Consider the following 13,387-nt stretch of genomic DNA (forward strand, 5'->3'; position numbering starts at 1 on the left):
GACTCCGCTCACCACCCTGAGCTTGCCTCCCTGCATGCCGGTCCGTCAGCCGGAGGCGGGCGTCAGCCTGTAAACGTGCGGTTGGGGGCGGGCGGCGACGCGGATTTGTTCGACGAGGGCACGGATGCGGGTCTGCGTTTCGGCCTCCTGCGGTTTCATTTTCAGGTAACGTTGCACGACGCCGCGGTTGTAGTTGTCCATGCGGTTGTCGCTGCCGTTCCATTTTTCGACGAGGGCTTCGAGGCGGGCGCGGACGTCGTCAAAGCTGACGGGATGGGCGACGTCGCGAAGGTGGAAGTGTTCGACCTGGGCGACGCCGCGATCGCCGTGCGCGACGAGGGCGCGCCACTGCATGACGAGTTCGAGCACCCCGGCGGCCTGTTTTGCCTGGGGAGTCCCGGGCAGGGTGGCGAGGTTGACGCCGGTGGCGAGTTCGGCGGCGGTCCAGGTACGGATGATCTGCTGGTCGATGGCCAGGGTGTAGTTGCCGGGCGCGAGACTCTCGACGACGAGGGTCTCGCGGTTGAGGTCGTCGGTGAAGGGGATGTAATCGAGGGCGGGCGTGGCGTTTTTTTCGACCGGACAGGGAAGGGCGGCGGCGTTGACGGTGAAAGTCAGGGTGGCGGCGCCATCGGCGGCTGTCCGGGTGAGGGCGGTGACGGTGGCGTTGCGGACCCTGGTGACGCGGGGATTGGCGCCGGAAGCATCGATGGCGACGTGCGAGACTTCGGCAGGGGCGCCCTGGCTTTGCAGGAAATAGTAGGCCATGACGAAGTGGCCGGCCTGACGCGGATGGACGCGGTCGGGGCCAACGAGGGTGAAGGCGGGATCGGCCTGCTGGAGTTTCGCGTTGAGCGTGGTCATGGGACGATGGATCTCGATGAGGCCGATCTTGCCGTCACTGGCGGCGGCGGTGTCGCGGGCGAACTGCGCGCAGTCGGCGAGGGCAAGGCTGTTGACGCCGGGGAGGTTTGCCGCGGCACGGTCGCTCTGCATGGTTTCGTCGTAGATCGACGGGGTGAGGAGCTGCACGCGCGCGCCGTCGGCCTGGAGGCGGGCGATGAGCTGTGTCATGTTCTTCCGGTACGCGGCGAGCGCGTCGGCGCGACGTTTGAGGATGTCGGGCGAAGGTTCGGTGGAGCCTGAGGGGAGTTCGGCGTAGAGGTTGCGGTTCACGTCGTTCATGCCGAGCATGACGGTGGCGACGGTGGGTTTTTTTGCAGCGATGTCCCAGTCGTAGCGACGGAGCGCGCCGGCGGCGGAGTCGCCGGAGATGCCGCAGTTGAAGATGTCGATGGCGCGGTCGGGGAAACGGGTGGCGTAATAAACGGCGATCCAGGTGTGGTAGTATCCGTTCTGCGTGACGCTGTCGCCGACGACAGCCCAGCGGTCGCCGTCGCGAAAGAGATCGGCGGTGGCGGCGTGGGCAGGGGAGACAATGAAAACGAGAACTGTGAGCAGCAGGGCGGGGAGGTGACGCATGCGGGAATGATCAGTAGCGGACGGGCCACTCGGCGAGAAGATTTACACGTCCGTCGAACCAGAGGGTGGTGCGCTTGTTGCCGTGCGGAGGAGTCTTGGGCAGGGCGTTATACCAGCCGGTTTGTCCTTTGACTTCAGAATAAGGGATAGTCTGGTCCACCTCCACGAGTGCCCAGGTACGGGAGGCTCCGCCACCTGCGGCTTCCAGTTCGGAGTAACGGAGCGGGCGCACGCCTCCGGGGGGATCGAAGAGCCGGGGGTTGGCGGTATCGGGTTCTCCGAAGGCACGTTTGCTGCCGTTGGGTGATTTGGCGGTGTCGAGGTTACACTGGACGGCGAAGGTGCCGATGGACATGGAGTCTTCGATGCCGCGGGAGGGGCAGTGCAGGAGGGGGAATTTTACCCGCACGCCCGCGCCGGGTTTTTCAGGATCCGGATACCCCATGTAGGGAGCGAGCCGGGCAGGGAGGGCGGTGTATTCTTTCCATCCATATTCGGCCAGGACTTTGGTATAGATGGGACCGGGGAGCTTGTCTTTATTGTCGCTCACGTAGGCGAGCATGGCGATGCCGACCTGACGGAGATTGGAGATGCAGCGGACCTGATGCGCTTTTTTGCGGACGCTGCCGATGGTCCCGAGGATGATGGCGGCGAGGATCCCGATAATGGCGATGACGGCGAGGAGTTCGATGAGGGTGAAACCGGCGGTCATTCCGGAATGAAGACGCGAGCGGGTTGCGGGGTGGACAGGGGATTTTTGCATGGCGGCAGGTTTACGGGTTTGTAGTCACGGAGCGGATACGGGCGGCGAGCTGGGCGCGGTAAAGGGAGCGCGGTTCGAGGCCGGGGCGGTTGCTGCCTTCGATATGGCCGGCGGGTTGCGGGAAATAGCCTTTGCTCTCCACGTTGCCGGAGCAGCCGATGGCGTAGTTTTGCGCGGTGGGCGGCTTCTGGATGATGAGGCGGCGGCCGTCGGTGTCGCAGCGCCAGGCGACGGAGTGGGCGGCGGCCCAGCCGTGGCCGGTGCCCCAGCTGCCGCGATTGTAGAGGCCGAGGATGGCGGGGTTGCCGACGGGATTGCGCGTGGTGAGCCCGTCGAAGAGCAGGGCTTGCGGCCAGCGGCGGTGCCCCTCGGAGGGAGCAGTGGAGGAGTCGCTGGAGCAGTCGAGAAAGACGATGCCGGAATCGAGGGTGGTGCCGTTGCTGATGAAGGCATGGCGGGCGTGGGTGGCGTGGCAGTTTTCGAAGAGGACAAGCTGGGCCTGGAACACGCAGAAATTGTAGCGGCGGGCGCCGGTGACGAGGGAATGGGGATCGAGGGCGCGGCAATCGAGCGCGGTGCCGCGGGCGAAGTCGGGGCCGAACTTGATGCCGGCGGCGACGAAATGGAGTGCGGTGACGTCGCGCGCCCAGCAATCGAGGGCGCGCCGGAAAACGAGGGCGTCTTTGGCGTGGTCTTCGGACTCTTCACCGGCGGTTTCGATGTCGATGCGGAGACGGGCGACGCCGATTTCGGTGAGGAACGGGGCCGTGTCGTATTGGTAAACCGTGCTTTGGCTGAGAGCGCGGTCGAGGTGGTTGTAGACGGGAGCGTCGAGCGTGAGCGTGGGCTGCCCGGTGGTGCCGTCGCGGTCGATGGCGACGATGTGGCGGAGATAGCGGATGGTCATCTCGGCTTCGCGTTCGCCGATCTGCCAGGCAGGATCGGTGTCGGTGCCTCCGCCGTCGACAGTCTGTATCCATGAGTCAGTTACGGGATGTTCGACGACGACGGTGTCTCCGGTGGAGAAGGGGGCCGCGTCGGCGACGGCGAAGGTGCGGGAGCCGACAGTGACGCGCGGCGTGACGATGTCGGTGCGGGTGCCGGGGACAGGCGTGCGGAATTTGTCGTGCCGGCCGGCGCCGCCGGCCATGAGGACGGGGTTGGGGTCGGCGCCGGTGCGGCGGAGGAGGGTGTCGTGCGCCGGATCGTCGCCCGAACCGGAGCCGAGCAGGACGATGCCGGAGTGACGGATATGGACGGTGGAGCGGAGTTCGTAGATGCCCGGAGCGAGGAGGAGAGCGCCGCGGCGTCCGGTGGCGGGGTCGATCGGGTGGTCGGCGAGCGCGTCGAGCGCGGCCTGGAGCCGGGCGGTGTTGTCGCCGGGAGCGGGTTCGAGGGTCGCAAGGACAGGAATGGTGGGGATGTCGGGAAGGGAGACGTCGGCTCCCCGGTAGCCGGCATGGCTGAAATCCGGGATGCGGTTGCCTTCGGCGTCGGCGGTGTAGCGGAGCGCGCCGGTGGCGGAGTCGTAATGGACGAGAGCGGATTGCCACGGCTGGCCGGAGGCCGGTGACGCCCGGGTGATGGCGCCGGCGGCGAAGAGGCCGGCGACAGCGAGGCTGGCGGTCAGGTGAAGAGCGGAGAGTATTCGCAAGATCATGACGGGGCTTTCGGGAGCGGCACGGGTGATGGTGTGTGTGCGGTGAAAGGGGGGGCGCTTTGCGCCGAACATTTAACATTTAACGTTCAACATTTAACACTGAACACCGAACACCGAACGCTGAATGTAACGCTACCGCGCCGAAGGGGTGTTTATCCGGTGTTCGGCGGTGTATTGGTTTTTTAATGGCGTCGGCGGATGACAAGCGTGGCGGCCAGGATAAATCCGGCGGCGAGCGCGGCCCAGGTGGAGGGTTCGGGAACAGGTGCAGCACTGGCGAGAAGCTGGTCCTGCGTGAGCACGCCGTTGGTGAGGCGGACTTCGTCAATGGTGCCGCCGAAGTTGCGGTATTCATAAATGCCACCGTCCTTGTTGGAACTGGTGCCGATGACGAAGGGGGCGGTGGAGGCGGTGGCAAGAGCTTTGAGTGAGGCCGTTTTGATGACAGACTGAACGTCGCCTCCGGCGCTCAGGTCTTGAAGGTAAAAGACGGCGGTGGTGCCGGAGTCGTCGGCAATGACGCTGGCTCCCACGTAGTAGTTTTTCGCGTTGGCCCCGGTCGTCAGGAAGAGACCGGAGTTGAGGTCGTTGTAGGAGGTGCCCTGATTGGCGGAGTTTCCGAGGCGCAAGTAAAGTTCACCAGTGGTTTTGACGCCGAAGAGCCAGTTGGCGTTGGCATTGGCACCTGATTCGTAGCCGAACTGGCTGGCGATGATGGCGGGGTTGCTGCCGTTAAATGAGCTGATGCTGATGTTGGCTTCGATGGTGAAGGATTGGAAGTTGAAGACAGGGCTATCCGCGATGTTGAGGTAGTTTTTGACGGTGCCGGAACTGTCGAGGCTGATGGCTTTGGTATTGGCGTCGCCAGTCAGGGGGACGGTGCTGCCGAAGGGGGTATTGACCTGGGCGGGAGGAGTGGAACTGGCGGTGAGGTGAAGATTGTTCCCGGAATAATCGCGGCCGAGGTTGGAAGCGTCTTCGAAGCGCCACCAGCCGATGGTGTCCGCGGCCATGGCGGCGGGGACGGCGAGGATGAGGCTGGTGATGAGAAGGAGGGGACGGAGGTTTTGTTTTTTCATGATATACGGGCTGATCTGGAGGTGAAAGGAGGATGTGGGCGCGGGCGTCAGGTGGTGGTGGCGGCCCGGGGACGTGCGGTGGTTCTGGCCGTCGTCGCCGGCGGCCGGGCCGAGAGATCGTGCACGGAGCGACGGATGACGAGGCGGGGCGCGATGCGCACGTTTTGCGAGGGACTGTCGCCGCCGGCGGAGCCGGCCATGCGGTGGAGGAGAAGATCGACCGCCACGCGGGTCATCTCCTCGAAGGGCTGGTCGAGGGAGGTGAGGGCAGGGGTCATGAGCGGGCAGGCGGAGGTGTTGTCGATGCCGACGACACTGAGCTGGCGGGGGACGGCGATGCCGGCGATGGCGGCGCGATGGAGTAACGGGAGCGCGAATACATCGCTCGTGATGAGCGCGGTGGGCGCGTCGGTGCCGAGGTTTTTCCAGGTGGCGATGATTTCATCGACCTTTTCCAGAGCCGGACGGTCGGAGGCGTCGGAGATCTTCTGGAATTCGGTGTAGTTGCGGATGTCGCGCTCCTCGGTGAACTGGCGCCAGGCGTTGACGCGGGCGCGGAAGAAGGAGTTGTCGGGACAATGGCCGAAGGTGGCGATGCGACGGTGGCCGAGAGACCAGAGATGTTCGGCGGCCATGCGGATGTTCATTTCCTGGTCGATGCTGACGACATCCATCGGGGTGGCGGAGCGGCGTTCACGGTTGAGCAGGACAAGGGGAACGCGCGAAGCCACCCAGTGAAGGAGAGCGGTGTCGGTGTCGGCGGCGTGCCAGAGAACGCCCCGGACGTCGGACTCGGCCAGCCACTGGGTGAGGCGGGTGGACTCGCCGAGGTGAAAGACGGAGAGGGTGAAATCCTGTTCGTTGAGTTGCTGGCTGGCCGTGGTGAGGACCTTGCCCATGAGGGTCTGGTAGGTGTTTTCGATCCACTCTTCGTTGGTGGCCTGGCGGGGGCCCTGGGGGCAGACGATGAGGACGTTGCGGGTGTTGCTGCCGGCACGGGAGGCGGTCTTGCGGGAGACGTAGCCGAGCTTTTCGGCGATGGCCAGGACACGCTGGCGGGTCTCGTCGCTGACGGTCAGGGTGCCGCCGCCGGTGCCGGAGAGAATGGCGGAAACGGCGGCCTGGCTGATGCCGGCCTTGCGGGCGATCTGGGCCTGCGTGATTGGGCGTGGAGGGGTTCGCATGATGTGGCGGGTTTCGAAGGGAAAGTGGCGGTAATTAAGAATAATCTGTTTCTAATTATAAATAATGTCAAGGCGGTTTTGTTATCATGGGAAGGCTTCCGGGAGCCGGTCGGCGGAGGAGACGGTGGCGCCCGGTCTTGTGTCGCCGCCAGGGAGGGCGCAGGGTGGCGGGTGATTTTTGTGTCATGGCCTCATTCCTGGTTTCTTCTCCGTGGCTTGTTCCTGTGCCGGCAGCGCCCCGCTCCTCGGTGCTGTTTCAGCGGGTGGAGCAGGTTGAGGCGGCGCGGGTGGCGGAGCGGCACCGGCATGATTTCTGGCAACTGGAGTGGGCACGGAGCGGGGAGTGGGCGCTGGAAACGGATGCCGGCGAGATGCGCCTGAAAGCGGGGGCGCTGGTTCTGTTTCCGCCGGGGACGTGGCACGCATTTCGGTATCCGGGGCGGGGAGAGTCGTTCCTTTCCGTGAAATTCCATGTGGAGAACGCGCCCGCTTTGCCGGCGCGGATGTTACCGGTGCCCCCAGGTCGCTTTTACCGGGCATGGCGCGGGTGTCTGGGGGCGCTGCTGGCGGAGGAGCCGGCGCCGCGCAACCGGTATGTCCTGGCGGGGTTGCTCGACAGTTTGCTGGCGCGCTTGCTGGCGTGGGATACGCGGGAGGAGCGCCTGCCGGGTTGCGTGCGGCGGGCGCTGGAGCATATCGGCGCGAATGCGGGCCGGTCGCTTACGGTGGCCGAAACAGCAAGGGTGGCGGGCGTGGCTCCGGGTTATCTGGCGGGTGTGTTTCGCGAAGCGACAGGCCTGACGGTGAAACAGGCCATCGACCGCCAGCGGATGGAACTGGCGAGGTCGCTGCTGCGCTATTCGGAGTGCTCGGTCAGCCAGATCGCGGACCAGTTGGGGTTTGGGGATGTGTTCACGTTTTCCCGGTTCTTCAAAAAACACGAGGGGCTGAGCCCACGGCGGTTTCTGACATGGGCAGAATAACCTGGAGCGGCTATGCCGCAACCGAAGGATTGCCCACGAAACACACGGAAGGACACGAAATCCAAACCATCGGATTTCTGTCTCTTCTTTCGTGTCCTTTCGTGTGTTTCGTGGGCCAGATTCATGGTTTTTGGGGAAGACGGAGGGCTGAGATTTTGACAAATGAATGAGGAGGAAACGCCATTCTTGCCCAAGGGCCGAGGGTGTAGGATATGACAAATCATCCAGTCTCCTTGTTTTCCATGTCATCGCCTCTTTCGGATTTTCGTCCGGTTTTTGCCCCGTCGTCATCGACTGGCCCGACTCTGCCGCCGCTGGCGGTTTTTACAAAACCATGGCATGAACCGTTGCACGCACTTGCCGGACGGATGGCTGCGCTCGGTGTGGATGGCGTGGAGTTGCCCGTGCGGCCGGGGTTTCCGGTGACGCCGGAGAATGTTGCGACGATGTTGCCGGAAGCGGTGCGTGTATTCAGGGAACGGGGACTGCGGATTTTCAGCGTGGCGGGCGAACCGGATGCGGCGCTCGCGCGGGTGTGCGCTGCGGCGGGTGTGCCGGTGATCCGGGTATGCCTGCGCGTGAACGACGGGGAAACTTATCCTGATGCGGAGGCGCGCTGGCGGCGGCGATTCGACGAATTGCGTCCGGTGCTGGACGAAACGGGTGTGTGCATCGGCGTGCAGAATCATTGCGGGAACTGGCTGCCGCACGCGATGGCGATCCGGGAGGTGTGCAGGGGGTTCGCGCCTCGTCAGGTGGCGGCCGTGTGGGATGCAGCCCATGCGGCGTTGTGCGGAGAGCCGCCGGCCATGGGGCTGGATCTCGTGGCGTCGCACCTGTGCATGGTGAATCTGAAGAACGCACAATGGGTGCGGCATGGCGGAGGTGGATCGAGAGCGGCGAGCGGGGAAGGGCGGGACGGAATGGAGGTGGCGGAGTGGAAGATCGGGTGGTGCCGGGGCGGTGAAGGCATCGCGTCATGGCCGGGCGTCGCGGCGGAACTGGCGAGGCGTCGGTTTGCCGGGCCGGTCTGTCTGACGGCGGAGTATTCCGACCCGACATCGGTGGATCGTTTCATCGCGGAGGATGTGCGGCTTGCCCGCGGGCTGCTGGCGGCGGCGTATGCGGAGGCGCGGACATGAGTGCGTGGAGCAATATCCGCATTGTCGGCGTGAAGGCATATGTACTGCCCTTGCGGGCACGGATGCCGTTCCGGTTCGGCATCTCCTGCGTCACGCGGGTGCCGCATGTCATCGTGCGCGTCGAGGTGGCGGAGAATGGCCGGCGGGCGGCGGGCGTGGCGGCGGACAACCTGATGCCGAAGTGGTTCACGAAAAGCCCCGACACGACGTTCCGTGAGGATGTGGACGAACTGCGCGAGTCGATCCTGTCGGCGTGCGAGGTGGCGCGGGCGGCGGGGGAGGGAGGGACCGTGTTTGCTCTCTGGCATGAGGTTCACGGAGAGCAATTGCGCCGCGGAGACGCGCGCGGCTGGCCTCACTTGCTGGCAAATTTCGGGGCATCGCTGATCGAGCGGGCCTTGATCGACGCGGCTTGCCGCCTGCATGGATTGACCTTTCATGACGCGCTCGTCCGGAATTTTCCGGGGATAAGGCTGGAAGCGATTTACCCGGAGCTGGAGGGAACGGCTCCGGCAGAGGCGGTTCCGTCCGGACCGGTATCGCATATGCGGGTACGACATACGATCGGGCTGACAGACCCGTTGACCCGGGAGGATCTGAAGGCGGGGGACTGGCCACGCGACGGGCTGCCGGTGTGCCTGGAGGATGTCATCGCCTGCCACGGTATCCGTCGCTTCAAGATCAAGGTTTCGGATGACACCGGAAAAAATATCGACCGGCTTCGGGCCATCGCCGCCGTGATCGACGCTGCTCCGGGAGACGGCGATGCCGTGTTTACGCTGGACGGGAACGAATCCTGGCGGACACCGGAGGCGTTTGAGGATTTCTGGTGTAGTGCCATGAAAGATACGATCTTGAAAAACTGGTTCCGGCGATTGCGGTTTGTCGAGCAACCGTTGCATCGCGACTGCGCACTGGATGGCGAAGGGATCCGGGCGATGCGGGAGCGGTTGCGGGGGGCAGGACCGGTGCCGCCCGTGATCATCGACGAATCGGATGCGGATACGGACACGCTGGCGCGTGCGCTCGCAGCGGGTTATGCGGGCACGACGCACAAGAACTGCAAGGGAGTGTTCAAGAGCGTGGCGAACCTCGCGTTGCTCCACCGCCGCGCCCGCAGGCTTGCGAGCCGCGGCGAGGGAGCGGGGATTCTCAGCGGCGAGGACCTGACCAATGTGGGGCCGGTGGCGCTCCTGGAGGATTTGTGCGTGGCGGGAGCGCTCGGTATCGACGATCTGGAGCGCAACGGACACCATTATTTCGCGGGGCTGGGCGGTTTCCCTCCGGAGTTGCGCGAGCCGGCGGCGCGACATCACGCGGATGTGTTCACCTCCGTCGTCGCCGGGGGCGCGGGGAGCGGAGAGGCGCCATCGCATGGCGACGGGCTTGCGACGGTGCGCATTGTCGCCGGGCGGATCGAATGCGCCTCGCTGCATCGGCGGCCGGGGCTTGGGCCGGCGGAGCTGGCGAACCCGAGTGCGTTGCCCTCGCTGGAGAACGACGCTGACTGGGCGGCAGTCCTCGGTGCGCTGGCAGCTTCGCCGGATGAAGATTAGTCCACCCGCCACCACACACATAGCTGCCACCCCCCGGTTGATTGTTCTTATCCTGTTTTATTTCTGAATATTATGAAAAAAAGAATCGGAGTTGTCATTCACCGGGAACTACGCCGGCGTCTGTTTGCGGAGGCGGACTGGGCGCGACTGAAGACGTTGGGCGAGGTTGTCGCCACAGAGGCGGAGAAGCCGATCAACGCGGAGCAGGCGGTGGCGTTGTTGAAAGGCTGCGAGATCGCAGTCGGCTCGTGGGGCACACCGGGGCCGACGGCGGGAGTGGTGGCGCATTGTCCGGACCTGAAGCTGTGGATTCACGCGGCGGGAACGGTGAAGCCTTTTTTCGGCCCGCATCTGGAAGGCCGGGAGCTTCGCATTGCATCCTGCAAGGCGGCTATTGCCCGAAACGTGGCCGAACTGGTTCTGGGCGAAATTATCCTCGGGCTGCGTCGCGTGCCGCAGGATGCCGCGGCCAATCGCAACGACATAACGTCAAAGCCGGCCGGACTGAAGACGCTGGCGGAGTCCACCGTGGGCATTGTGAGCGCGTCGGAAACGGGGCGGGCTTTGATTGCGTTGCTGCGTCCTTTCGGGTGCCGGGTGCTGGTGTGGGATCCGTTTCTCGATGAAGCGCAGGCACACGCGCTCGGTGTGGAGCGGGGGGCGGAGATCGTGGAGTTGTGCGCGCAGTGCGACGTGGTGTCGCTCCATGCGCCGGCCTTGCCGGCGACGCGCCACCTGCTGGGGGCGAAGCATTTTGGGGCGATGCGTGACGGCGCGATTTTCATCAACAGTTCGCGCGGTACGTGCATCGACGAGCAGGCATTGATTGCGGAGCTGGAGCGGGGGAGGTTGTTCGCGTTTCTGGATGTGACCGATCCCGAACCGGCCGCGGCGGACAGTCCGTTGCGGAAGTTGTCCAACGTGATTCTGACATCACACACGGCAGGCCCGCCGTCGGTGTTGATCGGGCGCCAGGTGGTCGAGGACATCGAGGCCACGCTGCACGGGGGAGCGCCGCGCCACGTCATCATGGCGGACCAACTGGCGAGGGTGGGGTGACGCCGGAAGCTGTTCAAATTGACTCCCTTTGTTGAGGGGCATATTGTATTATTTATGAATCGTATTGTTGTCGAACCAGATATTTGCAATGGCCAGCCCACTATCCGGGGAACACGAATCACGGCCCGCACCGTTCTGGAATTTCTCGCAGCGGGTGACTCCATCGAAAGCGTGCTGGAAGAATATCCGTCACTGACGAGGGAAGATGTGCTGGCCTGCATCGGCTTGTCGTCGGAATTGATGAGGCATCATTTTTCCATGCTGGAGGTTGCATGAGGGGTATTTTGTTCGACGAAAACGTCCCCCGCCGGATTACATTTTCCCCGTCAGCGCCCTTTTCCCATGCGACCGACCTCGGAAGCAGTGTGTCGGACTCGGCGATATGGGAATACGCAAAACAAAACCGGTTGGCAATCGTGACAAAAGATACGGATTTTTCTCATCGGATCATGCTCTCCACTCCGCCGCCATGGATCGTGCATTTGCGATTCGGCAACCTTCCCAAGCGCGAGTTTCACGCACTGCTGGCCCGCCTGTGGCCACAAATCGAATCCCTGTTGCCAGCCAACAAATTGATCAGCGTTTTCCACGACAAAATTGAGGCCATTGCGGACTGAGCCGAGAGGGAGTCCGGGCGAACTCCGGGCGGATGCTTTTTAACGACTCGGAAAATCCTTTCACTTGGGGCAAGGACGCGACGGGCAAACCGGTGCACGGGGATCATGTCTTTCCGCTGTGTAGATCAATGGATCCCTCGCGAGTGGTCGCGGATCGGCGACGGACGAGGGAGGCGATGGTCATTATGGAGGCACCGGCAAGGATGGCGGCAGCAGCAGGTTCGGGGACGGCAGTGAAGGTTAGCGTGAGGGCGCTGTCGTTGAGGGTAAGGGTGCGATTTTGGGAATTTGCACCGCGAAGAGCAATGAAGAGCTGGTCGCCTTCGTTGAGCGTGATGCCAGTGAGAGAGTTCGGAACAGGCATCTCTACGCTACCGTCAAAAAGAGTGTAGGTGCCGAGTGCCGTTGTGTTGTTCGAGAGACTCAGGAGTGTTTCGAGGGTGGTGGCGGTGGTGGTCCCTTGACGGACAACGCCGATGACTATCCTGGCTCCATTGGCACCAGCATTTTTCTCGAGTGTCCATGAGAGGGATCCGCCAATGTCGTAGACGCCCTCGGTATCAGCGGTGGCGGTGTAGGCGGCAATCAACCAGGGAGGGCGAAAGGCATCCTCGGGAGCGACAGAGGGATTGCCCGGGCTGTTCCAGAAGATGCTGAGTGCGGATTCGGTAGCGCGGACGTAACCGGTGTTGGCATTGGCGGAGGCTCCATCGGGGGAAGAGGGGGTGGCGTTGACGGCAAAGCGTGAGTAGGAACTCGACCAGGGCATGTAAATCCAGTCTTGGGGATCGAGAGTGTAAATGGAACCGGAACCAGTCTTGTAGCCGGCTTGATAATAATAGCTCCAGATGGAGTCGGTGGGGGCAAGGGTGGAGCCATGGCCGTTGCCGGAAAATCCGTCGGTTCCAGATGCGGTCCAACTCGCGGCGCGGGAAACGTCAGTGGAATCCGACGCGTGGACGGAGTTCGTAAAAAAGACGGCCGCGGTAAGAATTGCGGCAGCCGTGATGTTGATCTGATAATTCATATTCATTTTTCAGGTGTAATGAGATTTTAGTTACGATTTGTCTTGTGGGATGAGGGAGGCAGGCGGCGGCGAGGGGGCGGATTACTTCCGCGGAGTCCACGGAAGCTCTTTCTGCTCGGCGCTGCCGAGAGGGATTTCCGGAAGAGCGCGGGTTTTTACGTGGCCGTCGAAGTAGGCGAGGTTCGCTTTTTCGCTGTGCCGGAGCGCCAGCTTGTTGGCGGAGAATCCGGTGAAGTCGCGCTCGGTCGCATCAAGAAAAAGGACGACATGGGCGGCGGGCTGCACCTGGGAATATTTGTAACCGGAATTTTTGTTGCTGCCCGGCTCAGGGTTGATCTGGCCGTTGACGAGGAAATTCTTTCCGTAGTCGGATTGATGTGACGCCGTGATGAGAAAGCTGCCGGCGGGACAGGCAAAGATGCCGGGCGGGCGAATGTCCTTGTCCTGGAGCGAGGTGACCACCCGTTTGTCGGAGAACACGTAGGGAGCGAGTAACTGGCACCACGTCATGGTGCCGCCCGTGGCGGTGGGTTTTTCGGTATTGTGCACAACCCTGTCGCGGTTGTCGGCAGCGTGGAGTTGCGCGGCGATGACGAGTTGACGGAGGTTGCTGATGCATTGAGCAGTGCGCGCACTGGCACGGACGCGGCTCGCGGTGGGCAGGATGATGGCGGCAAGGATGCCGATGATGGCGATGACGGTCAGTAATTCGACCAACGTGAACGCAGCGCGTCGGGATGGGGAGTACATGATGCTTGTGCGGGTAAAGAGTTTCGGGCGGGTGTGGTTGGAATCAATAATTCGACGTTGAATTGTCAAGGGTTAAAATACCCGC

13 protein-coding genes are annotated in these 13,387 nt (G+C 63.2%); 6 read left to right on the top strand and 7 right to left on the bottom strand.

What is annotated here, in order from left to right:
- Positions 1-45: 45 nt before the first annotated feature.
- From OPIT5_12520 to OPIT5_12540, 5 genes are all read right to left on the bottom strand, one after another.
- Positions 46-1,482: a hydrolase GDSL gene (locus OPIT5_12520; GenBank protein AHF90910.1), complete on the bottom strand. Its 1,437-nt coding sequence runs from the start codon at positions 1,480-1,482 to the stop codon at positions 46-48.
- A 10-nt stretch (positions 1,483-1,492) separates the two neighbouring features.
- Positions 1,493-2,194: an N-terminal cleavage protein gene (locus tag OPIT5_12525; GenBank protein AHF90911.1), complete on the bottom strand. Its 702-nt coding sequence runs from the start codon at positions 2,192-2,194 to the stop codon at positions 1,493-1,495.
- Between the two features lie 61 nt (positions 2,195-2,255).
- Complete coding sequence (locus tag OPIT5_12530) at positions 2,256-3,977, bottom strand: peptidoglycan-binding protein (protein ID AHF90912.1); 1,722 nt, start codon at positions 3,975-3,977, stop codon at positions 2,256-2,258.
- Positions 3,978-4,087: 110 nt separating this feature from the next.
- Positions 4,088-4,984: a glycosyltransferase family 1 gene (locus OPIT5_12535; protein AHF90913.1), complete on the bottom strand. Its 897-nt coding sequence runs from the start codon at positions 4,982-4,984 to the stop codon at positions 4,088-4,090.
- 47 nt (positions 4,985-5,031) lie between these two features.
- Positions 5,032-6,168 carry a transcriptional regulator gene (locus tag OPIT5_12540; GenBank protein ID AHF90914.1) on the bottom strand — a complete coding sequence of 379 codons (1,137 nt, stop codon included), beginning with the start codon at positions 6,166-6,168 and terminating at the stop codon, positions 5,032-5,034.
- A gap of 86 nt (positions 6,169-6,254) precedes the next feature.
- Between OPIT5_12540 and OPIT5_12545 the strand changes: the two genes are divergently transcribed.
- The 6 genes from OPIT5_12545 to OPIT5_12570 all read left to right on the top strand — a co-directional run bounded on the left by OPIT5_12545 (position 6,255) and on the right by OPIT5_12570 (position 11,525).
- Positions 6,255-7,151, top strand: a complete 897-nt coding sequence (locus tag OPIT5_12545) for an AraC family transcriptional regulator (GenBank protein ID AHF90915.1) — start codon at positions 6,255-6,257, stop codon at positions 7,149-7,151.
- A 242-nt stretch (positions 7,152-7,393) separates the two neighbouring features.
- Positions 7,394-8,293 (top strand): xylose isomerase, encoded by a 900-nt coding sequence (locus OPIT5_12550; protein ID AHF90916.1) that lies wholly within the window; start codon positions 7,394-7,396, stop codon positions 8,291-8,293.
- Entirely contained in the window at positions 8,290-9,849 is a 1,560-nt protein-coding gene (locus OPIT5_12555) for a hypothetical protein (protein ID AHF90917.1), read from the top strand. Before OPIT5_12550 ends, OPIT5_12555 begins: the two co-directional genes overlap by 4 nt.
- A 72-nt stretch (positions 9,850-9,921) precedes the next feature.
- Positions 9,922-10,908, top strand: a complete 987-nt coding sequence (locus tag OPIT5_12560; GenBank protein AHF90918.1) for a 3-phosphoglycerate dehydrogenase — start codon at positions 9,922-9,924, stop codon at positions 10,906-10,908.
- A gap of 54 nt (positions 10,909-10,962) precedes the next feature.
- The gene (locus OPIT5_12565; protein ID AHF90919.1) at positions 10,963-11,184 is read left to right on the top strand and encodes a hypothetical protein; all 222 of its coding nucleotides are present in this window, start codon (positions 10,963-10,965) and stop codon (positions 11,182-11,184) included.
- Positions 11,181-11,525, top strand: a complete 345-nt coding sequence (locus OPIT5_12570; GenBank protein ID AHF90920.1) for a hypothetical protein — start codon at positions 11,181-11,183, stop codon at positions 11,523-11,525. The genes OPIT5_12565 and OPIT5_12570 overlap by 4 nt, the downstream gene beginning before the upstream one ends.
- A gap of 103 nt (positions 11,526-11,628) precedes the next feature.
- On the opposite strand, the gene OPIT5_12575 is transcribed toward OPIT5_12570, so the two are convergent.
- Both OPIT5_12575 and OPIT5_12580 read right to left on the bottom strand, forming a co-directional pair.
- Positions 11,629-12,552 (bottom strand): hypothetical protein, encoded by a 924-nt coding sequence (locus OPIT5_12575; GenBank protein AHF94336.1) that lies wholly within the window; start codon positions 12,550-12,552, stop codon positions 11,629-11,631.
- 81 nt (positions 12,553-12,633) lie between these two features.
- Complete coding sequence (locus OPIT5_12580) at positions 12,634-13,269, bottom strand: hypothetical protein (GenBank protein ID AHF94337.1); 636 nt, start codon at positions 13,267-13,269, stop codon at positions 12,634-12,636.
- Positions 13,270-13,387: the final 118 nt, after the last annotated feature.

This window comes from Opitutaceae bacterium TAV5 (assembly GCA_000242935.3).
GTDB lineage: Bacteria > Verrucomicrobiota > Verrucomicrobiia > Opitutales > Opitutaceae > Geminisphaera.

Bases quoted from the DNA above. Each gene is read 5' to 3' on its own strand.
- OPIT5_12535 (AHF90913.1), bottom strand. From the start codon at position 4,984: ATGAAAAAACAAAACCTCCGTCCCCTCCTTCTCATCACCAGCCTCATC.
- OPIT5_12555 (AHF90917.1), top strand. From the start codon at position 8,290: ATGAGTGCGTGGAGCAATATCCGCATTGTCGGCGTGAAGGCATATGTA.
- OPIT5_12550 (AHF90916.1), top strand. From the start codon at position 7,394: ATGTCATCGCCTCTTTCGGATTTTCGTCCGGTTTTTGCCCCGTCGTCA.
- OPIT5_12520 (AHF90910.1), bottom strand. From the start codon at position 1,482: ATGCGTCACCTCCCCGCCCTGCTGCTCACAGTTCTCGTTTTCATTGTC.
- OPIT5_12530 (AHF90912.1), bottom strand. From the start codon at position 3,977: ATGTTCGGCGCAAAGCGCCCCCCCTTTCACCGCACACACACCATCACC.
- OPIT5_12525 (AHF90911.1), bottom strand. From the start codon at position 2,194: ATGACCGCCGGTTTCACCCTCATCGAACTCCTCGCCGTCATCGCCATT.
- OPIT5_12570 (AHF90920.1), top strand. From the start codon at position 11,181: ATGAGGGGTATTTTGTTCGACGAAAACGTCCCCCGCCGGATTACATTT.
- OPIT5_12560 (AHF90918.1), top strand. From the start codon at position 9,922: ATGAAAAAAAGAATCGGAGTTGTCATTCACCGGGAACTACGCCGGCGT.
- OPIT5_12565 (AHF90919.1), top strand. From the start codon at position 10,963: ATGAATCGTATTGTTGTCGAACCAGATATTTGCAATGGCCAGCCCACT.
- OPIT5_12540 (AHF90914.1), bottom strand. From the start codon at position 6,168: ATGCGAACCCCTCCACGCCCAATCACGCAGGCCCAGATCGCCCGCAAG.
- OPIT5_12575 (AHF94336.1), bottom strand. From the start codon at position 12,552: ATGAATTATCAGATCAACATCACGGCTGCCGCAATTCTTACCGCGGCC.
- OPIT5_12545 (AHF90915.1), top strand. From the start codon at position 6,255: ATGGGAAGGCTTCCGGGAGCCGGTCGGCGGAGGAGACGGTGGCGCCCG.